At 73.5% G+C, this 20814-nt stretch carries 26 protein-coding genes; 10 read left to right on the forward strand and 16 right to left on the reverse strand.

All coding sequences use genetic code 11. From position 1 onward, the window contains the following. The first annotated feature begins 251 nt into the window (after positions 1-251). A complete protein-coding gene (locus ABT232_RS20380; protein WP_351841796.1) occupies positions 252-782 on the forward strand; it encodes a hypothetical protein in 531 nt (176 codons plus the stop codon). A gap of 105 nt (positions 783-887) precedes the next feature. Here the strand turns inward: ABT232_RS20380 and ABT232_RS20385 are convergent, their stop codons facing one another. Then, positions 888-2075 (reverse strand): 4-hydroxybenzoate 3-monooxygenase, encoded by a 1188-nt coding sequence (locus tag ABT232_RS20385; protein ID WP_351841798.1) that lies wholly within the window; start codon positions 2073-2075, stop codon positions 888-890. A gap of 191 nt (positions 2076-2266) precedes the next feature. Here ABT232_RS20385 and ABT232_RS20390 point away from each other — a divergent pair, with 191 nt between their 5' ends. Continuing rightward, a complete protein-coding gene (locus ABT232_RS20390) occupies positions 2267-3949 on the forward strand; it encodes an IclR family transcriptional regulator domain-containing protein (RefSeq protein ID WP_351841800.1) in 1683 nt (560 codons plus the stop codon). A gap of 5 nt (positions 3950-3954) precedes the next feature. Here ABT232_RS20390 and ABT232_RS20395 read toward each other — a convergent pair whose 3' ends face one another. Then, on the reverse strand, positions 3955-5313 hold the full coding sequence (locus tag ABT232_RS20395; protein WP_351841802.1) for an MFS transporter: 1359 nt from the start codon (positions 5311-5313) through the stop codon (positions 3955-3957). A gap of 220 nt (positions 5314-5533) precedes the next feature. On the opposite strand from ABT232_RS20395, the gene ABT232_RS20400 reads away from it, so the two are divergent. Further along, positions 5534-6994, forward strand: coding sequence for an aldehyde dehydrogenase family protein (locus ABT232_RS20400; RefSeq protein WP_351841804.1), 1461 nt, complete (start codon positions 5534-5536; stop codon positions 6992-6994). Positions 6995-7032: 38 nt separating this feature from the next. Here the strand turns inward: ABT232_RS20400 and ABT232_RS20405 are convergent, their stop codons facing one another. Further along, a complete protein-coding gene (locus ABT232_RS20405; protein ID WP_351841806.1) occupies positions 7033-7173 on the reverse strand; it encodes a hypothetical protein in 141 nt (46 codons plus the stop codon). Between the two features lie 132 nt (positions 7174-7305). On the opposite strand from ABT232_RS20405, the gene ABT232_RS20410 reads away from it, so the two are divergent. The 3 genes from ABT232_RS20410 (at position 7306) to ABT232_RS20420 (ending at position 8753) form a co-directional block, all read left to right on the forward strand. Next, complete coding sequence (locus tag ABT232_RS20410; RefSeq protein WP_351841807.1) at positions 7306-7683, forward strand: DUF2795 domain-containing protein; 378 nt, start codon at positions 7306-7308, stop codon at positions 7681-7683. Beyond that, positions 7683-8141 carry a CBS domain-containing protein gene (locus ABT232_RS20415; RefSeq protein WP_351841808.1) on the forward strand — a complete coding sequence of 153 codons (459 nt, stop codon included), beginning with the start codon at positions 7683-7685 and terminating at the stop codon, positions 8139-8141. The genes ABT232_RS20410 and ABT232_RS20415 overlap by 1 nt, the downstream gene beginning before the upstream one ends. Positions 8142-8210: 69 nt before the next feature. Continuing rightward, complete coding sequence (locus ABT232_RS20420) at positions 8211-8753, forward strand: type 1 glutamine amidotransferase domain-containing protein (protein WP_351841810.1); 543 nt, start codon at positions 8211-8213, stop codon at positions 8751-8753. A gap of 99 nt (positions 8754-8852) precedes the next feature. Here the strand turns inward: ABT232_RS20420 and ABT232_RS20425 are convergent, their stop codons facing one another. Beyond that, positions 8853-9191, reverse strand: coding sequence for a DUF6158 family protein (locus ABT232_RS20425; protein WP_351841812.1), 339 nt, complete (start codon positions 9189-9191; stop codon positions 8853-8855). A 55-nt stretch (positions 9192-9246) separates the two neighbouring features. On the opposite strand from ABT232_RS20425, the gene ABT232_RS20430 reads away from it, so the two are divergent. After that, positions 9247-10365 (forward strand): baeRF2 domain-containing protein, encoded by a 1119-nt coding sequence (locus ABT232_RS20430; RefSeq protein WP_351841814.1) that lies wholly within the window; start codon positions 9247-9249, stop codon positions 10363-10365. 55 nt (positions 10366-10420) lie between these two features. Here ABT232_RS20430 and ABT232_RS20435 read toward each other — a convergent pair whose 3' ends face one another. Both ABT232_RS20435 and ABT232_RS20440 read right to left on the reverse strand, forming a co-directional pair. Next, positions 10421-12040, reverse strand: coding sequence for an ABC-F family ATP-binding cassette domain-containing protein (locus tag ABT232_RS20435; RefSeq protein WP_351841816.1), 1620 nt, complete (start codon positions 12038-12040; stop codon positions 10421-10423). 42 nt (positions 12041-12082) lie between these two features. Then, a complete protein-coding gene (locus tag ABT232_RS20440; RefSeq protein WP_351841818.1) occupies positions 12083-12769 on the reverse strand; it encodes a histidine phosphatase family protein in 687 nt (228 codons plus the stop codon). 67 nt (positions 12770-12836) lie between these two features. Here ABT232_RS20440 and ABT232_RS20445 point away from each other — a divergent pair, with 67 nt between their 5' ends. From ABT232_RS20445 to ABT232_RS20455, 3 genes are all read left to right on the forward strand, one after another. After that, entirely contained in the window at positions 12837-14324 is a 1488-nt protein-coding gene (locus tag ABT232_RS20445; protein WP_351841820.1) for a bifunctional phosphatase PAP2/diacylglycerol kinase family protein, read from the forward strand. A gap of 138 nt (positions 14325-14462) precedes the next feature. Beyond that, a complete protein-coding gene (locus ABT232_RS20450) occupies positions 14463-15284 on the forward strand; it encodes a methyltransferase domain-containing protein (RefSeq protein WP_351841822.1) in 822 nt (273 codons plus the stop codon). A gap of 42 nt (positions 15285-15326) precedes the next feature. Beyond that, positions 15327-15497 carry a hydrophobic protein gene (locus ABT232_RS20455; RefSeq protein WP_351841824.1) on the forward strand — a complete coding sequence of 57 codons (171 nt, stop codon included), beginning with the start codon at positions 15327-15329 and terminating at the stop codon, positions 15495-15497. 95 nt (positions 15498-15592) lie between these two features. On the opposite strand, the gene ABT232_RS20460 is transcribed toward ABT232_RS20455, so the two are convergent. From ABT232_RS20460 to ABT232_RS20505, 10 genes are read right to left on the reverse strand one after another with little or no spacing between them, the layout of a single operon-like run. Next, on the reverse strand, positions 15593-15889 hold the full coding sequence (locus ABT232_RS20460; protein ID WP_351841826.1) for a gas vesicle protein K: 297 nt from the start codon (positions 15887-15889) through the stop codon (positions 15593-15595). 21 nt (positions 15890-15910) lie between these two features. After that, entirely contained in the window at positions 15911-16093 is a 183-nt protein-coding gene (locus ABT232_RS20465) for a gas vesicle protein (protein ID WP_351841828.1), read from the reverse strand. Next, positions 16090-16914: a GvpL/GvpF family gas vesicle protein gene (locus ABT232_RS20470; protein ID WP_351841830.1), complete on the reverse strand. Its 825-nt coding sequence runs from the start codon at positions 16912-16914 to the stop codon at positions 16090-16092. Before ABT232_RS20470 ends, ABT232_RS20465 begins: the two co-directional genes overlap by 4 nt. Then, a complete protein-coding gene (locus ABT232_RS20475; RefSeq protein WP_351841832.1) occupies positions 16911-17273 on the reverse strand; it encodes a gas vesicle protein in 363 nt (120 codons plus the stop codon). The genes ABT232_RS20470 and ABT232_RS20475 overlap by 4 nt, the downstream gene beginning before the upstream one ends. After that, positions 17270-17956 (reverse strand): SRPBCC family protein, encoded by a 687-nt coding sequence (locus tag ABT232_RS20480; protein ID WP_351841834.1) that lies wholly within the window; start codon positions 17954-17956, stop codon positions 17270-17272. Before ABT232_RS20480 ends, ABT232_RS20475 begins: the two co-directional genes overlap by 4 nt. Then, positions 17953-18948 carry a histone H1-like repetitive region-containing protein gene (locus ABT232_RS20485; RefSeq protein WP_351841836.1) on the reverse strand — a complete coding sequence of 332 codons (996 nt, stop codon included), beginning with the start codon at positions 18946-18948 and terminating at the stop codon, positions 17953-17955. The genes ABT232_RS20480 and ABT232_RS20485 overlap by 4 nt, the downstream gene beginning before the upstream one ends. Further along, a complete protein-coding gene (locus ABT232_RS20490) occupies positions 18945-19172 on the reverse strand; it encodes a gas vesicle protein GvpG (RefSeq protein ID WP_351841838.1) in 228 nt (75 codons plus the stop codon). Before ABT232_RS20490 ends, ABT232_RS20485 begins: the two co-directional genes overlap by 4 nt. A gap of 4 nt (positions 19173-19176) precedes the next feature. Continuing rightward, positions 19177-19962, reverse strand: coding sequence for a GvpL/GvpF family gas vesicle protein (locus ABT232_RS20495; protein ID WP_351841840.1), 786 nt, complete (start codon positions 19960-19962; stop codon positions 19177-19179). Further along, positions 19959-20387: a gas vesicle structural protein GvpA gene (locus ABT232_RS20500; RefSeq protein WP_351841842.1), complete on the reverse strand. Its 429-nt coding sequence runs from the start codon at positions 20385-20387 to the stop codon at positions 19959-19961. Before ABT232_RS20500 ends, ABT232_RS20495 begins: the two co-directional genes overlap by 4 nt. A gap of 54 nt (positions 20388-20441) precedes the next feature. Continuing rightward, a complete protein-coding gene (locus ABT232_RS20505; protein WP_351841912.1) occupies positions 20442-20789 on the reverse strand; it encodes a gas vesicle protein GvpO in 348 nt (115 codons plus the stop codon). Positions 20790-20814 lie beyond the last annotated feature (25 nt).

Raw genomic sequence — 20814 nt, forward strand, 5'->3', positions numbered from 1 at the left:
GCTGCCGGTGCTGCACGGTCGGACCGCTCAGCGCCGGGTCGCTGTCGCCGAGGTGTCGTCCCGTGACGCCGGGACCCACGCCTGCGGGGTGCCCTGGACGCGACGACGCGGGTCGCCCCGCGCCTGACGACGGTGGCCAGGAGGATCAGCGTCCGGCACCCCGGCGGAACACCGAGCCGACCGACCGCCCCGCTGGATACGATGCACGCCTTCGCGCAGGCCGCTGCCGAGGGGAAGAGGGGCGCTGATCGATGGGGAAGTCGGCACGGGTGCTGGGCCAGGAGTTCGGCCGAACGGCACGCGAGATGAACGAGCTCCTCAAGGACCATGGCTACCTGTACGGAAGCCCGGGCGCGTACGGGCTCACCGAGAAGGGGCAGCGGTACGGGGAGGAGACGTACCACTCGCGTGGCACGGGCGGGTACGCGCAGTACAACCCGAGTTGGGAGACCCGCACTTGGAGCGACGAGACCGCAGCGGCGCTCAGGGCCGACATGGAGGCCGGCCACGGAGGCGTCGACGCGGGAATCTCTCCCGCCGAGGAAGAGGGCACTGCGGAGGGCACTTCGCCGTACGAGCCCTTCGCGGACCCCGGAGGCAGCGGCGATGACGACGACTCTCAGCCCGGTTGGAAGGTGCTGGCGATCGGCGGAGTCGTCGTGGGTGCCCTTCTCGTCGCTCCCCATGTCAAGCCCTTCTGGAACGACAAGGTGAGACCCGCCGCGAAGAGGCTGCGGTCCGGGCTGACGAAACAGGAGCCGGCGGAGAGCACCGACTCCTGACGGCACCGGGAGACGCCACCGCGCGGCGGCACCGGGAGACGCCTCGGGGGCCGGCGTCCTCCAGGAGCCGGGGGCCGCCCTGGACGGCGGCCCGTCACGCCCGGCTCAGCTCATCGGCAGTCCCGCGTAGTTGGCCGCGAGTTCGGCCGCGGCGTGCGGGGAGGTGGTGACGCGGTCCAGCTGGGAGAGCTGGAGGCGGGTGTCGAAGGGGGACTGTGCCGGGTCGGTGTGCAGCGTGGAGGTCATGAAGTACGAGAAGTGCTCCGCGCGCCACACCCGGCGCAGGCAGGTGTCGGAGTAGGCGTCCAGCAGCGCGGTGGAGCCGGTGGTGTGCAGGTGGGCGAAGGCGCGGGCCAGGACCACCACGTCGGCCGCGGCCAGGTTGAGGCCCTTGGCGCCGGTGGGCGGCACGATGTGCGCGGCGTCGCCGGCCAGCAGGACCCGGCCGAAGCGCATCGGCTCGGTCACCGAGCTGCGCATGGGCAGCACCGACCGCGCGGTGATGGGTCCGCGGTTCAGCCGCCAGGTGCCGTCGGCGCCCAGCCGCCGGTCCAGCTCGTCCCAGATCCGCTCGTCGGACCAGTCGTCGGGGTCGGTGCCGTTGGGGACTTGCAGGTAGAGCCGGCTGACCTGCGGGGAGCGCATGCTGGCGAGGGCGAAGCCGTGCTCGGAGTGGGCGTAGATCAGCTCGTCGTAGGCGGGCGGGGCGTCGGCGAGGATGCCGAACCAGGAGTAGGGGTAGGTGCGTTCGTACGTGGTGAGGGTGCCCTCGGGCGCGGCGCGCCGGGTCACTCCGTGGTAGCCGTCGCAGCCGACCACCCAGTCGCAGGTGAGGGTGTGCTCGGCGCCGGCGTGGGTGTAGCGGATGACGGGGCTGTCGGTGTCCGCGCCCTCGACGGCGAGCGCCTGGGCCTCGAACAGCAGCGTAGGGCCCTCTTTGAGCTGGAGTGCGACGAGGTCCTTGACGACTTCGGTCTGGGCGTAGACCCACACCTTGCGTCCGCCGGTCAGGGAGGGGAAGTCGACGCGGTGGGCGCGGCCGTCGAAGCGCAGCTCGATGCCGTCGTGCGGCATGCCCTCGCGCTCCAGCCGGTCCGCGGCGCCGACCTCGCGCAGGGCGTCCACGGTGCCCTGTTCCAGGATCCCGGCGCGCTGGCGCTGCTCGACGTAGGCGCGGTCCCGGCTCTCCAGGACGACGCAGTCGATGCCCTGCCGGTGCAGCTGCCGGGCGAGCAGCAGTCCCGCGGGTCCGGCGCCGACGATGCCCACACGGGTGCGGCTCGGGTACGTCATGGCGCAGCCCCTTTCCTGTGTTGACGGTGGTGAGTACGCGTTGTTCGCATAGTGAAGTATTCTTCACTCTTGTCGGCCGCAGTCTCTTCGCCCGCGCCTCGGGTGTCAACACCCCCGGCCGTGCGCACGGCGGCCCGCCACGCGTTAGCGTTCACCCGATCCCGACCCGAGCACGGAGCACGGAGCACGCCATGCCCCCGACCCACGCCCCGACCGCGGAGCCCACCGAGGCGGTGCCGGCGGAGGCCGTCGCGCCGCTGATGCGCGGCCTCACCGTGCTGCGCCGGCTCACCGACGCCGACGGTGTGCTCACCCTCGCCGACCTGGAGCGGGCGACGGGCCTGGCCCGCTCCACCCTGGACCGGGTCGTCGGCACCCTGGCCCGCATGGGGTACGTCCGCCTCGACGGGCGGACCGTGCTGCTCGCGCCCCGGCTGATGGAGCTGGGCAACGCCTACCTGGGCGCGCTGCGGCTGCCCGCCCTGCTCGGGCCGGCCGCGCACGCGCTCGCCGACGAGCTGGACGAGTCGGTGTCCCTCGCGGTGCCCGACGGTGACGGCATCCGGTTCATCCACCAGACCACCCGGCGCCGCACCATGTCCGTGAGCTTCCGGATCGGCGATCCGCTGCCCGCCGAACGCACCGCGCCCGGCGCGCTGTTCGCGGTCCGCTGGAGCGAGGCGGAGTGGGCGCGCTGGCGCGACCGGCGCGCCGCCGACCCCGCCGAGGAGGGCTTTCCGGCGCTTCCGCCGCGCCGGACGGCGGAGCGCCCCTCGGAGGCGGAGTTCGCCGCCGCGGTGGCGCTCGCCGGCGAGCGGGGCTGGGCGCTGGACGACCAGTTGATCGAACCCGGCCTGATCGCGCTGGCCGCGCCCGTGCACGGCCCGGACGGCGAGGTGGTCTGCGCGGCGAGCGTGGTCAGTCACACCAGCCGGCACAGCGTGGGGTCGCTGCGCGAGCGGCTGCTGCCGCGGCTGCGGGCGGCCGTCACCGCGATGGAGCGGGAGCTGGGCCGGGCCCCGGCCGGCGTCCCGCACGCGCCCGGCCCGTCGGGGCTCGCCTCCTGGACCGGCGCCTCGAAGCAGGAGCTGGGCCGCACGTTCAACGAGTCGCTGGCGCGCGGGCTGACCGTGCTGACCGCCTTCGGCGAGGGCCGCGGCGCGCTCACCCTGACCGCCGTCGCCGAGGCCACCGGGCTCGCCCGGGCCACCGCCCGCCGGGCCCTGATCACCTTCGAACACCTCGGCTACGTACGGCAGGACGGGCGCACCTTCCGCCTCACGCCGCACGTGCTGGCGCTGGGCTTCGCACCGTTGTCGCGGACCACGCTGTCGCGGATCGCCGCCCCGCACCTGGCCGCCCTCGCCGAGCGGCTGCACGACTCCGCCTCGCTGGCCGTGCTCGACGGTGACGACGTGCGCTACACGGCCCGCGCGGCGGCCCGGCGGATCATGACCGCCGACATCACGGTCGGCACCCGTTTCCCGGCGTACGCGACCTCGATGGGCCGGGTGCTGCTCGCCGGGCTGCCGTCCACCGCACGCGCGGTGCGCCTCGCCCGCACCGATCTCGTCCCGCTCACCGCGCACACCGTCACCGACCCGGACGACCTCGCCGCCCTGCTGCACCGGGTGCGGCAGGACGGCTACGCCCTGGTCGACGAGGAGCTGGAGGTCGGCCTGCGCTCGATCGCGGTGCCGGTGCGCGATCGCTCCGGCACCGTGGTGGCCGCCGCCAACGTGGCCATGCACGCCAGCCACCGCACCGCCGACGCCTGTGTCGCCGAGGTGCTGCCCGAGCTGCGGGCCGCGGTGACCGGGATCGAGGCCGATCTGCACATCGCCGGACGGTTCACCGAGGTGCCGGCGCTCTGAGGCCGTCAGGCCCGGGCGGTCGCGGTGGTGGGTGTCCCGGCGCGCCGGTCGCCGAGGCGGCGGGCGAGCGGCACCAGCGCGATGGCCAGGGCGCCGACCGCGCCGGTGAGGGCGAAGGTGGTGAAGCCCCAGCTCTCGTTGCCGCCCTGGGCGAGGACGCCGATCAGCCAGGGGCCGACGATCGCGCCGGTGCGGCCGATGCCGGTGACCCAGCCGAGCCCGGCCGCCCGCTCGCTGTCGCGGTAGACGGTGCCGGTGGCGGCGTAGACCATGACCTGGGCACTGAACAGCCAGACACCGGTGACGGCGACGACCACGTAGGTCACGCCGAGCGGCAGATGCGCCTGGAGCAGCAGGGCGCCGGCGGCGGTGAGCAGGAACCAGATCGCCGAGACCCGGACGGCGCCGAAGCGGTCGGCGGTGCGGCCCGCGACGAGCATGCCGACGATGCCGCCCGCGTTGATCACCATCAGGAAGCTGATCGAGGAGTCCAGGCCGTAGCCGGAGGAGCGCATCATCTGCGGCAGCCAGGTGGAGACGCCGTAGACCAGCAGCAGCCCGCAGAAGGACGCCAGCCACAGCAGCGGGGTGGCGAAGCGGGCCTCGGGGCGGAACAGTTCGCGGATGGCGGCCAGGCGCCCCTTCGCGCCGGCGGCGGGCGCGACGACGGGGACGGGGCGGGGCAGGCCGTAGCGGTCGGCGACGGCGACGGCCTCCTCGCGGCGGCCGCGGGCCAGCAGCACGACCGGTGACTCGGGCAGCAGCCGCAGCAGCAGCGGGACGGCCACGACGGCCGGCAGGACGCCCGCCCAGAAGACCCAGCGCCAGCCCGCGGCGGGCGCCAGGGTCATGCCGAGGCCGGTGGCCGCCATGCCGCCCGCGTGGTACGAGGTCATCAGCAGGCCGGTGGTGAGCGCGGCCCGGCGCGGCGGGGCGAACTCCAGCACCATCGCCAGGCACAGCGGCATCAGCCCGCCGAGGCCGAGGCCCGCGACGAACCGTCCGGCGCCGAACGTGCCCGCGCTGCCGGCGGCGGCGCACAGCGCGGAGCCGAGCGAGAACAGCGTCACGCTGCCGACGAGCATGGGCCGGCGGCCGAGCCAGTCGGTGACGTTCCCGGCGAGCAGCGCGCCGATCAGCATGCCGAAGGTGGTCCAGCTGCCGATGGTGCCGGCGTCCGAGGCGGTCAGGCCGAGCCCTGGGTCGTCGAGCATGTACGGCATCACCGCGCCGTAGATGTTGACGTCCATGCCGTCGAAGAAGACGGCGAGCCAGCACAGGGCGAGCACGGGGAAGACGGAGCGGAAGGTGTGGGCGGGGCGGCCGTCGGCGGCGTCCTTGCCGGGGGCGGCGGATGAGGTCATGTCTGTCCCTGGGTGATACGGGAGAGCGGATGCGGGGCCACACCGGTCGTTCGCATAGTGAAACTTGGTTCACCGGTGAGTGCAGCGAGTGTCGTCGCCCGCACAGCGGACGTCAATGCCTCGCGTCGTCCATTGACAGGCGGTTCCCGGCAGCCGCAGACTCGCCGGAACGGCGAAGTGAACCACTGTTCACCAGGCGAACACGCGAAGGGCTCCTCCGATGACCGTCACCCGTGACCTCCTCATAGGCGGCAAGGAGACTCCCGCTGCCTCCGGCCGCACCACCGCGGACACCAGCCCCTTCACCGGGGACACGTACGCGACGGTGGCCGCCGCCGGACCGGAGGACGTGGAGCGGGCCGTGGCCGCCGCCGACGCCGCGTTCGAGGCGTGGGCCGCGCTCGGCCCCTTCGCCCGCCGTGCGATCTTCCTCAAGGCCGCCGACCTGCTCGACGCCCGCGCCGAGCGGGTCGCCGAGCTCATGGCCCACGAGGTGGGCGCCACCCGGCCCTGGGCGCACTTCAACGTCATGCTCGCCGCGCAGACGCTGCGCGAGGCGGGCGCCTGTGTCACCGCGCCGCGCGGCGAGGTGCTCAGCGCCCAGGAGGAGGGCGTGCTCGGTCTCGCGGTCCGGGAACCGCTCGGCGTGGTCGCCGCGTTCGCGCCGTGGAACGCGCCGGTCATCCTCGGTGTCCGCGCGGTGGCCGCGCCGCTCGCGGCCGGGAACACCGTCGTGCTCAAGCCCAGCGAGGACGCGCCGATCGCCTGCGGCCACCTGGTCGCCGACGTACTGCGCGAGGCCGGGCTGCCCGACGGGGTGCTGAACGTGGTCACCAACGCGCGCGAGGACGCCGCGGTCGTCGCCGAGGCGCTGATCGCCGACCCGCGCGTGCGGGCCGTCAACTTCACCGGCTCCACCCGTGTCGGCCGGGTCGTCGGCGCCCACGCGGCGACGCATCTGAAGCCGGCCGTGCTGGAGCTGGGCGGCAAGAACGCGGTCATCGTCCTGGACGACGCCGATGTCGACCACGCCGTGGACGCCGCCGTGTTCGGCGTGTTCATGAACGCCGGGCAGATCTGCATGTCCGCCGACCGTGTCCTCGTCCACGAGAGCCTGGCCGAGGAGTTCACCCGCAAGTTCACCGCCAAGGCGGCGGCCCTGCCGTCCGGCGACCCCGCCGACCCGCGCACCGTCATCGGCCCGCTGGTCAGCGAGGACGCCGCCCGCCGGGTCGCCGCGCTGGTCGCGGACGCCGTGGCCAAGGGCGCCACCGCGCTCACCGGCGGCGGCGAGCCCGAGGGCGCGGTGCACCCGGCGACGGTGCTCACCGGCGTGACCGAGGAGATGGACATCCACCTCGCGGAGGCGTTCGGACCGGTGTGCACCCTGGCGACGTTCGCCGGCGACGACGAGGCCGTCGCCCTCGCCAACGCCACCGAGAACGGCCTGACCTGCGGCATCATCACCGAGAACGGCACCCATGGACTGCGCGTGGCCCGCCGGGTGCGCACCGGGATCGTGCACATCAACGACCAGTCCGTCGGGGACGAGCCGCAGGCCCCGTTCGGCGGCGTCAAGGCCTCCGGGTACGGCAGGTTCGGCGGCCGGTGGGGCGTCGAGGCGTTCTCCCACACCCGCTGGGTCACCCTGGCCACCCAGCACGCCCACTACCCGTTCTGAGCCGCCCGCTCCCGCGGGTCGGTGCGGGTCGGTGCGGGTCAGCGCGGGACGGCCGGCACGGCCGGCTCGGCCGCCGTCTCGGGTTCCCGGTCCGTCGGCAGCAGCAGCTCCTCGTAGCGGCCCAGGGCCAGCATCACGCCGAGCAGCAGGAACGGGATGAGCACAGCGAAGATCGCCATGGCCGGGTGTCCTTCCGCGAGTCACGGGGCGCGGGGGGTGACCGTCGGGTCTCCCCCGATCGGGCGCGCAAACCCGGTGTCGGCCCCCTCTCCTCGGGTACGCGGTGCGCACCCCAGGATCTGGAGTGAGACATGCAGCGAGGCAGTGACCGGCTGAGCGTGCACCGGGACGACGAGATGAAGCACCAACTGCAGGGCATGCTGCGGTCGGGCCACTCCACCCGAACCGAGGAGTGGCACGATCCCGAGCCCTCCGCCGACGACGATCTGCGCGTGGCGGGCGGACCGGGGATGGGCTCCCTGGAGGAGACCCGGCTGGAACTGGCCCGGGTCCTCGGCCGCAAGCCGTTCCCGGCGGGACCGGGCGAGCTGATCGGCGCGCTGCGCCGCGGCCACGCGTCCGACGCGCTGATCGAGCCGCTGACGCGGCTGCCCCGCGCGGAGCGCTACGGCAACGTGCAGGAGCTGGCCGAGGCACTGGTGCGCCGGGAACGCTGGGAGGCGCCCTGATGGCCGACTACGTGAGGGAGGTGATGACCCCGGGTGTGGTGGCCGTCCGCCCGGACGCCTCGCTCGTCGAAGCGGCGCGGCTGATGCGCTCGCAGGACATCGGCGACGTGGTGGTGGCGGACGGGCAGGACGTGGTCGGTGTGCTCACCGACCGGGACATCACGGTGCGGGCGGTCGCCGAGGGCGCCGACCCGCTGACCGTGAGCGCCGGACAGGTGTGCACCCCGCATCCGGCCGTGGTGGCCCCGGACGACCCGGTGTCGACCGCGATGGCGCTGATGCGCCGGAAGGCGGTGCGCCGGCTGCCCGTGGTCGAGCGCGGGCTGCCGGTCGGGATGGTGAGCCTCGGTGACCTGGCCGTGGCGCAGGACCCGGACAGCGCGCTCGCCGACATCAGCCGGGCCGCGCCGGACGACGCGGGCCACGAGGCCGGACCCGACCTCCGGGGAGCCGTATGAGGCGCCTCGGTACCCATGGCGTCCGTACCGACGAACTCGCACACTGACGCGAAAGGACTCGAAGACATCATGCGCATCGCATTCCTGACCGCGCCCGAGGGCGTCGAGCAGGTCGAGCTGACCGACCCGTGGCAGGCGGCCGCGGACGCCGGCCACCAGCCGGTGCTCGTGTCGACGAAGCCAGGGGAGATCCAGGCCTTCAACCATCTCGACAAGGCCGACACGTTTCCCGTGGACGAGGTCGTCGGCGAGGTCTCGGCCGACTCCTTCGACGGGCTCGTGCTGCCCGGCGGAGTGGCGAACCCGGACTTCCTGCGCCTGGACGAGAAGGCCGTGGCGTTCGTACGGGACTTCGTCACCCAGGGCCGCCCGGTGGCGGCGATCTGCCACGCCCCGTGGACGCTCGTCGAGGCGGACGTCGTACGGGGCCGGGAACTCACCTCCTGGCCGAGCCTGCGGACCGACATCCGCAACGCGGGCGGCGACTGGGTCGACGAGCAGGTCGTCGTCTGCGAGCGCGGCGCGGGCAAGCTGGTCACCAGCCGCAAGCCGGACGACCTGAAGGCGTTCTGCGAGACGTTCCTCGACGTGTTCGCGAAGGAGAGCGCCTGACGGTGGCCGCCGGCCGCCGGAACCGCGCCACCAGAACCGCGCCGCCGGGAGCGCCCCTGCACGGGCCTCCCGGCGGCGCTCTGTGCGCGCCCGCGGCGGCTACTGCGTCCGTCCCGGCGCCGGCTCCCGGTTCGCCGCTCGGTCCCCGGGGCCCCACTTGCCGACCGGGGCGCGGCCGTCGGCGTTGGCCGCGCGGTCGCGGGCGCCGTCACGGGTGCGGGAGGCGGAGACGAAGCGGCGCGGGTTGCGCCGCAGATACTCGCCCTCCAGCTGGGCCATGCGGTCGTTGTGGGCGCGCAGCGCGTCGTTCGAGCCGTAGAGCAGCGTGTCGTGGCGCGTGCGGTGGATGGTCTCCAGCTCTTTCATGAGCTGCTGGTCGTCCAGCCGCCCCGGGTCGACTCCGGTCATCGTGGTGCCCCGCTCGTCGTGTTCGTTCATACGGTTCGGGTACCCGCCCGGGGAGCACTACCCCCAAGGCATCCGGGAGGGAGCCATGGACCTCGCGTTCCTGAATCCACTGTACGAACATCCGGGCCCGTGGGCCTCCGTGTACGTCGATCTGTCGGTGCGCGCGGAGGACACGGCACACCAGCGGCACCTCACGGCCGAGGCGATGGCCCGGGATCTGCGGGGCCAGGGCGCGGACGAGCGGACCTGCGACGCCGTACGGGACGCGATCGAGGAACTGCGGCACTCCCCCGAGCCCCACGGCCGGGCCCTGTTCGCCCGCTCGGGTGAGGTGGTCCTCGATCCCTCGCTGGCCCGGCCGCCGCGGCGGGGCAGCTGGGCGGAGTACGCGCCGCTGCCGCGCACCGCGCCGCTGCTGGACCTGGAGGGCGAGGACGCGGTGTGCGTGGTGGCGTACATCGACCGCAAGGGCGCCGACTTCGAGATGCGCAGCGCGGTGACCCAGGAGCGGATCGGGTCGGTCTCCGGCCGCCAGTGGCCGGTGCACCGCACCAGCTCGGCCGACTGGTCGGAGCGGCATTTCCAGCTGCGGGTGGAGAACACCTGGGAGCACAACGCGGCGGAGATCGCCGACGCGCTCGCCGTGTGCCAGGAGGAGACGCGGGCCGACCTGCTGATCCTGGTGGGCGAGGAGCGTGAGCGGCACGCGGTGCGCGACCGGCTGCCGCAGCGGCTGCACGACCGGGTGGTCGAGGCCCCGCACGGAGCGGGCAGCCGGCTTCTGGACGCCGATGTCGAGCAGGCCCGGGCCGACCATGAGCGGGCCCGCGCGGACGCCGAGCTGGAGCGGTTCCTGGCGGGCCGCGCGCCGGACGCCGACGGGCGTGTGGTGGCGGCGGAGGGCGTGCCCGCGCTGGTCGAGGCGGCGCGCGAGCATCGCATCGACGAACTGCTGGTGCGCCCGGACGGCCCCGACAACCACCGTCAGGTGTGGATCGGTGAGGATCCGGACCAGCTGGCGGTGCGCCGGACGGATCTGAAGATCCTCGGCGAGCAGCACTCCTGGGCGGCCCGCGCCGACGACGCGCTGATCCGCTCGGCGGTCACGACCGCGGCCCCGGCGATCTCGGTGGCCCCGGCGGCGGAAGGTCAGCGCGAGGACGTCCCGGTGGGCGGCCTCGGCGCGCTGCTGCGCTGGAGCTGACCGGCCGGGTGCGGCGGCGGGGTGCGGCGGCCGGGTACGGCGGCGGGGTGCGGCCCTAGCGGGCCCGCTCCACGCGCCGTTCGTCCCAGACCGGCTCGGGTGTCTCGCGGAGCCGGCCGTCGCTGCCGAAGACCAGGAAGCGGTCGAAGGAGCGGGCGAACCAGCGGTCGTGGGTGACGGCGAGGACCGTGCCCTCGTAGGCCTCCAGGCCCTCCTGGAGCGCCTCGGCGGACTCCAGGTCGAGGTTGTCGGTGGGCTCGTCGAGCAGCAGGGCGGTGGCGCCGGCCAGCTCCAGCAGCAGGATCTGGAAGCGGGCCTGCTGGCCGCCGGAGAGCCGGTCGAAGGTCTGCTCGGCCTGGGCGGTGAGCTCGTAGCGGCGCAGCCGGGACATGGCGGCGCCGCGGTCCTGGGAGTGTTCCCGCCAGAGGATGTCGAGCAGGGTGCTGCCCATCAGCTCCGGATGGGCGTGGGTCTGCGCGAAGTGTCCGGGCACGACCCGCGCGCCGAGCTTCCAGGTGCCGGTGTGCGCCACGTCCTCGCCGGCCAGCAGCCGCAGGAAGTGCGACTTGCCGGAGCCGTTGGAACCGAGGACGGCGACCCGCTCGCCGTAGAAGACCTCCAGGTCGAACGGTTTCATCAGGCCGGTCAGCTCCAGGTCCTGGCAGGTGACGGCCCGTACGCCGGTACGGCCGCCCTTGAGCCGCATCCTGATGTCCTGCTCGCGCGGCGGCTCCGGCGGCGGGCCGGCCTCCTCGAACTTGCGCAGCCGGGTCTGGGCGGCCGCGTACCGGGACGCCATCTCATGGCTGACCGAGGCGGCCTGCCGCAGGTTCACCACCAGCTTCTTCAGCTGGGCGTGCTTCTCGTCCCAGCGGCGGCGCAGTTCCTCGAAGCGGGCGAAGCGCTCGCGGCGGGCGTCGTGGTAGGTGGCGAAGCCGCCGCCGTGCACCCAGGCGTCCGCGCCGGCGGGCGACGGCTCGACGGAGACGATCTTCTCGGCGGCGCGGGCCAGCAGCTCCCGGTCGTGGGAGACGAACAGGACGGTCTTGCGGGTCTCCCGCAGCCGCTCCTCCAGCCAGCGCTTGCCGGGCACGTCGAGGTAGTTGTCCGGCTCGTCGAGCAGCAGCACCTCGTCGCCGCCGCGCAGCAGCGCCTCCAGCACCAGCCGCTTCTGCTCACCGCCGGAGAGGGTGCGCACCTCACGGAACTGCGCCTTGTCGTACGGCACGCCGAGCGCGGCCATGGTGCACATGTCCCACAGCGTCTCCGCCTCGTAGCCGCGTGCCTCCGCCCAGTCGGCGAGGGCCTGCGCGTAGGCGAGCTGGGCGGCCTCGTCGTCGACGGTCATGATCGCGTGCTCGGCCCGGTCGACGGCCTGCGCGGCCTCGCGGATGCGCGGCGGCGCGACCGAGGCGAGCAGGTCGCGGACGGTCGTCTCGTCCCGTACGGAGCCCACGAACTGCCGCATCACGCCGAGGCCGCCGCTGACGGTGACGGTGCCGCCGTGCGGGGTGAGTTCGCCGGAGATCAGCCGCAGCAAGGTGGTCTTGCCGGCGCCGTTGGGGCCGACGAGGGCGACGACGGCGCCCTCGCCCACCCGGAAGGAGACATCGCCGAGCAGTGCCCTCCCGTCGGGGAGGTGGTACTCGAGGTGTGCTGCTTCCAGATGTCCCATGGGGCCGCATTCTGCGGGCGGCACCCGGGCGGGGGCAAACCGTTATCCGGCGGCGTTCGGCCGCTGCGGCCCCGCGCCCCCGGTGTCGACGGGCCGGGCGGTGGGGCCGCCCTCGCCCGCCGGGGCGACCGTGGCGCCCGCCCAGGTGAGGGCCTTCCAGCCGTCGGCCGGTGAGCCCTCCAGGACGACCACGCCGGTGTTGTCGAGAGGGTGCGCGGCGGCGAACGGCACATCGACGTTGTGCGCGCGGGCCGCCGTCCACATCCGGATCGCCGCGCCGTGGCTGACCAGGGCGACCGTGCCGGCGCCGCCGCCGGCGGCCTCCTCGACCACGGCGTCGTAGCGGGCCAGGGCCTCCGCGCCGCTCTCCCCGCCGGGCATCCGCAGCCCGGTGTCCCCGGCGGCCCAGGCGAACACGACGCGCATGTACTCCAGGCCCCGCTCGGAGCCGCCGGGCAGCATCTCCAGATCGCCCGCGGACAGCTCCCGGATGCCGTCCCGGACGTGTACGGGAAGCCCGCGGGCGGCGGCCAGCGGCGCGGCGGTGAGCTGGGTGCGGAGCATGGTGGAGGCGTAGACGGCCTCGATGTCCTCGTCGGCCAGCGCCTCGGGCAGCGCGGCGGCCTGCCGCTCGCCCAGCTCGGTCAGGCCCGGCCCCGGAACCCTGGTGTCGAGCAGGTACTCCACATTGGACGGGGTCTGGCCGTGGCGGACGAGGAGCAGGCGCATTCGGTCCTCCGGGTGCCGGCCCGGGCCGGGCGGAGAGGAAACGGGCACTTCAGGGTACCCGCCCTGTATGAGCCCAGACGTCGATCTGACCGTCCCGAAGCCCGGCCCGCATCCGCTGCGCGACCGGCTGCTCGCCCTCGACTGCCGGCTGTTCGAGTTCGCCGCCGCACGGCACTGGCCGGCCGCCGAGCCCGTGCTGCCCCGGCTGAGCCGCGGCGCCAACCACGGGGTGCTGTGGTTCGCGACGGCCGCCGCGATGGCGGCGAGCCGCACGCCCAGGGGCCGCCGGGCCGCCGCGCGCGGGCTGGCCGCCCTGACGCTGGCCTCCGCCACCATCAACACCCTCGGCAAGCGCTCGGTGCGCCGGCCCCGGCCGGCGCTCGACCCGGTGCCGGTGGTGCGGCAGCTGAAGCGGCAGCCGATCACCACGTCGTTCCCGTCCGGGCACTCGGCGTCGGCGGCCGCCTTCGCGGCCGGTGTCGCCATGGAGTCCCCGGCGTGGGGTGCCGCCGTGGCGCCGGTGGCGTTCTCGGTGGCGATGTCCCGCGTCTACACGGGGGTGCACTTCCCGAGCGACGTCCTCGCGGGTGCCGCCCTCGGGGTGGGCGCCGCGTTCGCCGTACGGGGCATGGTGCCGACCCGCGACCAGCACGCGCCGCCCGCCCGGCCGCGCGCCGAGCTGCCGGCGCTGCCGGAGGGCGAGGGACTGATCGTCGTCGTCAACACGGCGTCGGGCACCTCGGACCGGGTGCGCGGGCTGCGCGAGGAGCTGCCGCGTGCCGAGGTGGTGGAGTGCGCGCCGGAGGACGTGCCGTCCGAGCTGGTGAAGGCCGCGGCGCGGGCCCGGGTGCTGGGGGTGTGCGGCGGTGACGGCACGGTGAACTCCGCCGCCGAGGTCGCCCTGCGGCACGGGCTGCCGCTCGCGGTGCTGCCCGGTGGCACGCTCAACCACTTCGCCCTCGACCTGGGCGTGGAGGACGTACGGTCCTTCTCCCGGGCCGTCCGTGAGGGCGAGGGCGTGCGGGTGGACGTCGGCCGGTTCTCGTGCGGGGCGCGGCGGGGCATCTTCCTCAACACGTGCAGCCTGGGCGTCTATCCGGAGCTGGTGCGCGAACGCGAGCGCTGGTCGCACCGGATCGGCGGCTGGCCGGCCGGGATGCTGGCGGCGCTGCGGGTGCTGCGCGCCGACCGGCATCCGCTGGAGGCCGAGGTGGGCGGCCGGCCGCGCCCGCTGTGGCTGCTGTTCGCCGGGAACGGCACCTACCACCGGATGGGCCTCGCGCCGGGCCGCCGCCGGGACCTGGCCGACGGGCTGCTCGACGTCCGGGTGGTGCACGGTGGCCGCCGGCCGGCGCTGCGGCTGCTCGCCGCCGCTTTCGCGGGCCCGCTGACCCGCTCGCCCGCGCACGCCGCCGTGGCGGTCGGCCGGCTGCGGCTCGCGGGCGTGGAGCCGGGGACGCTGCTGGCGTACGACGGCGAAGTCACGGAGGTGGCGGGCGAGGTGACGCTGGAGAAGGAACCGGAGGCGCTCGCCGTCTACCGCCCGATGCGGTGAGCAAGCCTTGACTGACGTTCCGTCAGCCCGGATGCCGAGACGAATGGTCTCAGCATTCGGCATCCGGCGTACGGTGACCATGTCGCCCGCGGGGTCTGCCGCCCCGCGGGGCCGTCACGCCGAGAAGGGGGCACAGCCATGCCGGAAGCACGGGAGACCGCCGTCTACACCCACGGCCACCACGAGTCGGTGCTGCGGTCGCACACCTGGCGGACCGCCGCCAACTCCGCCGGCTATCTGCTCGGCTCGCTGAAGCCCCATATGAAGATCTTGGACATCGGCTGCGGGCCCGGCACCATCACCGCCGACCTCGCGGAACTGGTCCCCGACGGCCATGTCACCGGCGTCGACCGGGCGGCCGGGGTGCTGGAGCAGGCCCGGGCGACGGCGGCCGGACGCGGCCTGGACAACGTGGACTTCGCCGTGGCGGACGTCCACGCCCTGGACTACCCGGACGACACGTTCTGCGTCGTCCACGCCCACCAGGTGCTCCAGCACGTCGGCGACCCGGTTCGGGCGCTGCGCGAGATGCAGCGGGTCACCAGGCCGGGTGGCTACATCGCGGTACGGGACTCCGACTACTCCGGGATGACCTGGTACCCGGCCTCGCCCGGCATGGACGCCTGGGCGGCGCTGTACCAGCGGGTGGCCCGCGCCAACGGCGGCGAGCCCGACGCCGGGCGCCGGCTGAAGTCCTGGGCGCTGCGGGCCGGGCTGACCGACATCACCACGACCTCCGCCACCTGGACGTTCGCCACGCCCGAGGAGCGGGCCTGGTGGAGCGGCCTGTGGGCGGACCGGACCCTGGCCTCCGCGTACGCGGACGTCGCCGTCGGGGGCGGCCACGCCACCGAGGCGGAACTGCGGGCCGTTTCGGAGGCCTGGCGGGAATGGGGCGAGCGGGAGGACGGCTGGTTCGCCGTTCTGCACGGAGAAATTCTGTGCAGAAAGAGCGTCTGAATCGCGGAATTCCGGCAACACGTATGCCAGGAGGTTCTGACTATGGTTCCCATCCTGCTCGTACTGCTTCTGGCCCTGATTCTTTTCGGCGCCGGATTCGCCCTGAAAATCCTCTGGTGGATCGCTCTGATCGTCATTGTGCTGTGGCTACTCGGATTCCTGCTGCGCGGCACGACGGCATCCGGATCCAGGGGACGCTGGTATCGGTGGTGAACGAGCCCTGAAAAGCCGCCCCGGGACTTCGGTCCCGGGGCGGCTTCGTATGGCGTACTCACATGGCGTACAAGGTGTGCGGCTCGTGTGCGGTGTCAGTCGCGGGGCAGCAGGGGGCCGAGCGGGCCGAGGTCCAGGTTCAGGTCCTCGGGGCGCAGTCCGTAGCGCTCGCGCAGCTCGGTCATGCGGTCGTCCAGGAGCATCAGGGTGAGCCCGATGCGCTCCTCCTGCTCCTCGTTCAGGTCACCGGCGTCGAACCGGCGCAGCGCCTGCCGCTCCATCAGCTGCCGCAGCAGCTCCACGACGGTCAGCACCAGCTTGACCAGGTCGCGTTCCACGGTGTCGGGCTCCAGGTCGAGCCGCTTGGGCTGCCGGGTCTGCGGCTGGGTCATCTCGTCCCCTCCCACGGTCGCTCATACCTCCCACGGTGACGGGACCTGCTCGTTGACCGAGCTGATCAGCGCGTTGAGGTCGATGCGGACCAGGTCGACGTCCGCGATCCGCAGCGTGATGTCGCCGGTGATGACGACCCCGCCGGCCAGCAGCCGGTCGAGCAGGTCGACCAGGGCGATCTCACGGCGTTCCACGACGGTCACAGCAGCTCCTCCCCGCTCCCCGCGTCCTCGTCGCCCTCGTCCTGCACGTCCGCGACCTCCGCGACGTCCCGCACGAAGGAGTAGGCGGCCCAGGGGCCGGTGAGTTCCACCCGCATTCCCGAGGCCTCGTCCTTGGTGCGGTCGACCAGTTCCACGAATTCCTCGGAATGGTCCCGCGGCACGAGATAGGCGGCATTGAGCACGTTCTGCCCGGCGGCGCCGGAAAGCGCGGGATTCTGCGGGGCGTGCAGCCGGGAATCCTCGGCGTACGCGGACAGTGTTTCGTGCAGCCGGGTGGCGAAAGTCTCGGCCTTTTGCCAGCGGTCCTCGTTCGCGCGGACCCGCGAGCGGCGCTGCCGGAGGTAGTCCCGTCCGGAGGCGGGCTGCCGCGGCGGTGCGGCGCTCTCCTCGGACTCCGGCTCCGGCTCCGTGTAGATCTTCACGCCCCACTCGACCCGTCCGGCCAGCCGGTCGAGGGTGCGCCGGAAGGCGTCCTCACGGGCCTCCATCATCACGCGGACGGCGCTGTCGTCCCGGAAGACGGTCGCCAGCCGCAGCGGCAGCGGAGTGGTGACCGTCGTCAGCGCGTCGATCACCTGCTGGTGGGCGCGAGCGGTCTCGGTGAGCCAGTCCAGGTCCTCCAGATGGGCCCGCAGCGGCTCCTCGGCGAAATGCCGCTCGGGCACCGTGCTGACCACGGCCACCAGGCCGTGGTGGTGCACCAGCCGGGGCGGGGCGCCCGCGACGCCCGACAGCTGCGACTGGAGAGGGGCACTGAACGGCCGGCAGATCGCGTAGACGTAGCGCAGTCCCGTGGTCATGTGGTCTCCTCCCGCCCCCGGCCGGCTTCCAGGGCCGCCAGCCGCTCACGCAGCTCGGCGTTCTCCCGGGCGAGCTCGTCCCGGGCGAGTTCGTCCCGCCGGGCCAGTTCGTCCCGGCGGGCGCGGGAGGACAGGGCCGGGTCGTCCTCCCACCAGTCGATGCCCATCTCCTTCGCCTTGTCGACGGAGGCGACGATGAGCCGCAGCTTGATGGTGAGCAGTTCGATGTCGAGCAGATTGATGCGGATGTCGCCCGCGATGACGACGCCCTTGTCCAGTACCCGCTCCAGGATGTCGGCGAGGTTCGCGCCTCCGCCGTCGCGGCCGTACGGCTCGGGGAGCCGGCTGGGGGTGGTCATCGGCGGCTCCTTCGGGTGGACGATCGGTTGTCTTCGGGTGCGGACCGCGGGCGGTCCCCTTCGAGTACCCCGCTGAGCGTGACGTGCCGGGCGAACTCCGAGAGGTCGCGCCGGGCGCGGCGCCGGGGTGCCTGCCAGAGCGCGCCGACCCGCTCGGCCCGGGTCTCGGGGCGGTGCTCGGCGACCAGCAGGACGCGGGTGAGGTCGTCGGCGAGCCGGTGGAAGGAGACCACGCCCCGCAGCCCGCGCGCGGTCCAGACGATCCGCTCGTCGGGGCCGGCGTCCGCGTACGGATGGCGGGACCACACGTCGTACGCGAGGTCCGCGGGTACTCCTACGTCGATCTGCTCCACGACGACGAGCGGGCGGGCCGCCGGGCCGCCGCGGCCGGGCACCAGCCGGGCCGCGGCGAGTTCCAGCACGGCACGGGCCGGGCCCTTGCCCTGGGCGAGCTTGCGGCCGGTGTCGAGGGCGAGCCGGGCGAATCCCGGGCTGCGGCCCTCGGCGATCTCGGTGAGCTTGACGGTGGTCTCGGCGAGGCCCCGGCCGACGCCGACCAGCAGCCGCTGGACCTGCGCGACCAGGTATGCCTGGGCTTCCGCCCGGAGCCGGTCGGCGGCCTCGCTGCGGGCGAGATCGCCGATCACGCCGGAGCCGACCGGCGTGAGAAACGTGCCGATCACTGGTCACCGCCTCCCTTCGTGTTGCGTGCCGCCGCCTTCGCCGAGGCCGTCCGCCTGGCACTCCGTTCCGCCGCCGACCTCTTCGCCGGCGCCTTCCTGGGAGCGGCCTTCCTCGCGGTCGCCTTCTTGGCCTGCTTCACGGCGGCTTTCTTGGCAGCGGTCTTTTTGGCGGTGGTCTTTTTGGCGGTGGTCTTTTCGGCGGTGGTCTTTTCGGCGGTGGTCTTTTCGGCGGTGGTCTTTTCGGCGGTGGTCTTCTTGGCGGCGGACTTCCCGGCGGCGGCTTTCTTCGCCGGGGCCTTCTTCGCGGGCGCCTTCTTCGCCGCCGTCTTCTTCGCCGCCGTCTTCTTCGCCGCCGTCTTCCTCGCCGCCGTCTTCTTCGCCGCCGTCTTCTTGGCGGGCGCCTTCTTGGCGGGCGCCTTCCTGGCCGCCGTCTTGTTCGCGGGCGCCTTCTTCACGGGCTTCCCGGCGGCGCTTTCCTCGGCGGCCGCAAAGTCCTCGTCGTCTTCCGTGTCCTCGCCGTCCCGGTCGTCCTCGCCGTCCTCGTCGTCGGTGAGTTCCTCGTCCAGGAGTTCCTCATCCACCAGGTCCGCGTCCAGCGGCTCCACGTCGGGCTCGTCGCCGTCCGGCTCGTCCTCCGCCGGCAGCAGCTCACCGTCCAACTCGACGCCGTCCTCGTCCTCGTCCTCGTCCTCGTCGTCCCAGGGCTCGTACTCCTCCTCCGCGGGATCGAGCGCGGGCGCGGCGGGCCGGGGGGCGAGTTCGGCGTGGATGAGCCGGGTGCGGTCGTGGAGGTGGTCGGCGAGCCGGTCGAGTGCGGCCTCGCCCCAGCGGGTCAGGGTGTCCCGCGCCGCGTCGGGAACCCCGTGCAGGTCCTCGCGCAGCTGCTCCTCGATCTCCGCGACCAGCGGATTCGCCCGGAACCGGCGGGACGCCAGCCGCAGTCGTCGGCGTGCCACGACGACTACGGCCAGCGTCACGAGTTTGCCCTTCACGGCGACTTCTCCAGCCGGTCGAGAAGTTCGTCCTCTCGGCGGTCGAACTCCTCCTCGGTGATCTCCCTGGCCTCCAGCTCCTGCTCCAGCCGCCCCAGTTCGGCGCGGATGGTGGCGGGGTCGTAGTAGATCCGCTCCGCCTCGCTGAGCACCTGTCTGATGGCCCAGGCGCTGCCGCGCACCGGGGCGAACGGCAGCATGAGCACTTCTCCGATCAGGCCCACGGGTTCACTCCCCCGTGCTCAGCCCACCGGCCGCGCTGCCCGCGGGTTCGCCCTCGGCCGACTTGGCCGGGCCGGGCTCGACGAAGCTGTACGGCGGCAGCGGCCCGTTGAGGCGCACGTCCAGGTGCGGCAGGCTCTTGCGGGCCCGCTCGACGGCCGCGAGGAACGACTCGGCCTCCTCGCGGTCCACCAGGTAGGAGACGTTGACCAGCCAGCCGGTGGACTCGGGTCCGACGCTTTCCGCCTCGGCGGCCGTCTCCAGCGCCCGGCGGACCTCGGCGGCGTCCTCCGTCTCCTTGGCGCGGACCGCGGCGGCGACCAGTTCGCCCAGCCGCAGCCGGTCGTCGTAACTGCCGCCGCCGGACTGCCGGTTGGCCTCGGCGAGCGTGCGGATCTCCGTGTTCTCGGCCATCACGTGGTGCAGCACGGCCTCTTCGACGTGGGAGGCCTTGACGTTGTACTCGACCCTGCCGTCCAGGGCGCGCAGCCGCTCCTGGTAGTGCGCGGCGCGTTCGGCGAGGACGCCGGTGACGGCCTCGTCGTCGGTGGCGACGCTGCCGAACCGCATGGGCAGCACGGCGCCCGCGGCACCCGCCTCGGCGAGCACGTTCTGGTGGGCTATCAGGTCGCGGCGCTTGGGCCGCAGTCCCTCGGGTGCGTCGCTGACGAGGGCGGCGAGTCCACCCTCGCGCAGGATCCGCACGGGGCGGGCCGGGTCGCCGACGCCGTCCATACCGTCGGGCAGCGCGGCATGGGAGCTCGCGGCGATGCCGTAGACGTAGGTGCTCACTCCTGCTCCTCCTTCCGGCGGGAGGTGGTGGTCCTGCGGGTGCGGGACTTGGGCTCCGGCTCGGATTCGTCGTCACGCGCCTGCTTGAAGGCGTCGGATATGGTCTGCGCGGCGCCGGACAGGGCCCCCTTGGACTTGCCGCGGGCGCCGGACTCGGTGATCTGGCCGACGACGTCGGGCAGGCCGGGGCTCTTGCGCGGGCCCGACTCCAGGTCGAGGCGGTTGCACGCCTCGGCGAAGCGCAGGTAGGTGTCGACGCTGGCGACGACGACTCGTACGTCGATCTTCAGAATCTCGATACCGACCAGGGAGACCCGGACGAAGGCGTCGATGACGAGCCCTCGGTCGAGCACGAGCTCCAGGACGTCGTAGAGGCCGCTGGAGCCGCCCCCCGAGCCGGTCTGCTGTGCCGGGACAACGGTCATGGCGACCGGTCCTCCTTCTCTGCTGGGGTGTTGGGTGCGCGGGCGGTGGGCGGCCTAGCGGCCGCCGGACCGTGCGTCGGCCCGCCCGCGTTCGTAGCGGCGCACGCGCCGGTAGCCGGTGAGCTGCCCCTGGGCGTCGAGCTCCACCTGATAGCTCGCCATCAGGCTCATCGTGTCCGGAACCCGTTCGAGTTCGAGGACTTCGACCTCCAAGGACCAGCCGTCGTCGGTCTGTTCGAACGACGACACCGATTCGGCGACCATGCCGGTGAGCTCCTCGAGTTGGGCGCGCGCCTCGCGCAGCACCTGCATGGGGCTCGGCCGGTCGTCCACCGGGTGCGCCTCCTCCGTGTGGGAGTCCTGTGAATCCTGCGACTGTGATGTGCGTTTTGTGTTCGACATGGCCACCTCGCACTTCGGGTGGCCG

The organism is Streptomyces sp. NPDC001532 (genome assembly GCF_040298625.1).
Classification (GTDB): domain Bacteria; phylum Actinomycetota; class Actinomycetes; order Streptomycetales; family Streptomycetaceae; genus Streptomyces.

Excerpts from the sequence above, each read along its gene's own strand:
- ABT232_RS20380 (WP_351841796.1), top strand. The coding sequence starts at position 252 with ATGGGGAAGTCGGCACGGGTGCTGGGCCAGGAGTTCGGCCGAACGGCA.
- ABT232_RS20385 (WP_351841798.1), bottom strand. The coding sequence starts at position 2,075 with ATGACGTACCCGAGCCGCACCCGTGTGGGCATCGTCGGCGCCGGACCC.
- ABT232_RS20390 (WP_351841800.1), top strand. The coding sequence starts at position 2,267 with ATGCCCCCGACCCACGCCCCGACCGCGGAGCCCACCGAGGCGGTGCCG.
- ABT232_RS20395 (WP_351841802.1), bottom strand. The coding sequence starts at position 5,313 with ATGACCTCATCCGCCGCCCCCGGCAAGGACGCCGCCGACGGCCGCCCC.
- ABT232_RS20400 (WP_351841804.1), top strand. The coding sequence starts at position 5,534 with ATGACCGTCACCCGTGACCTCCTCATAGGCGGCAAGGAGACTCCCGCT.
- ABT232_RS20405 (WP_351841806.1), bottom strand. The coding sequence starts at position 7,173 with ATGGCGATCTTCGCTGTGCTCATCCCGTTCCTGCTGCTCGGCGTGATG.
- ABT232_RS20410 (WP_351841807.1), top strand. The coding sequence starts at position 7,306 with ATGCAGCGAGGCAGTGACCGGCTGAGCGTGCACCGGGACGACGAGATG.
- ABT232_RS20415 (WP_351841808.1), top strand. The coding sequence starts at position 7,683 with ATGGCCGACTACGTGAGGGAGGTGATGACCCCGGGTGTGGTGGCCGTC.
- ABT232_RS20420 (WP_351841810.1), top strand. The coding sequence starts at position 8,211 with ATGCGCATCGCATTCCTGACCGCGCCCGAGGGCGTCGAGCAGGTCGAG.
- ABT232_RS20425 (WP_351841812.1), bottom strand. The coding sequence starts at position 9,191 with ATGAACGAACACGACGAGCGGGGCACCACGATGACCGGAGTCGACCCG.
- ABT232_RS20430 (WP_351841814.1), top strand. The coding sequence starts at position 9,247 with ATGGACCTCGCGTTCCTGAATCCACTGTACGAACATCCGGGCCCGTGG.
- ABT232_RS20435 (WP_351841816.1), bottom strand. The coding sequence starts at position 12,040 with ATGGGACATCTGGAAGCAGCACACCTCGAGTACCACCTCCCCGACGGG.
- ABT232_RS20440 (WP_351841818.1), bottom strand. The coding sequence starts at position 12,769 with ATGCGCCTGCTCCTCGTCCGCCACGGCCAGACCCCGTCCAATGTGGAG.
- ABT232_RS20445 (WP_351841820.1), top strand. The coding sequence starts at position 12,837 with ATGAGCCCAGACGTCGATCTGACCGTCCCGAAGCCCGGCCCGCATCCG.
- ABT232_RS20450 (WP_351841822.1), top strand. The coding sequence starts at position 14,463 with ATGCCGGAAGCACGGGAGACCGCCGTCTACACCCACGGCCACCACGAG.
- ABT232_RS20455 (WP_351841824.1), top strand. The coding sequence starts at position 15,327 with ATGGTTCCCATCCTGCTCGTACTGCTTCTGGCCCTGATTCTTTTCGGC.
- ABT232_RS20460 (WP_351841826.1), bottom strand. The coding sequence starts at position 15,889 with ATGACCCAGCCGCAGACCCGGCAGCCCAAGCGGCTCGACCTGGAGCCC.
- ABT232_RS20470 (WP_351841830.1), bottom strand. The coding sequence starts at position 16,914 with ATGACCACGGGACTGCGCTACGTCTACGCGATCTGCCGGCCGTTCAGT.
- ABT232_RS20475 (WP_351841832.1), bottom strand. The coding sequence starts at position 17,273 with ATGACCACCCCCAGCCGGCTCCCCGAGCCGTACGGCCGCGACGGCGGA.
- ABT232_RS20500 (WP_351841842.1), bottom strand. The coding sequence starts at position 20,387 with ATGACCGTTGTCCCGGCACAGCAGACCGGCTCGGGGGGCGGCTCCAGC.
- ABT232_RS20505 (WP_351841912.1), bottom strand. The coding sequence starts at position 20,789 with ATGTCGAACACAAAACGCACATCACAGTCGCAGGATTCACAGGACTCC.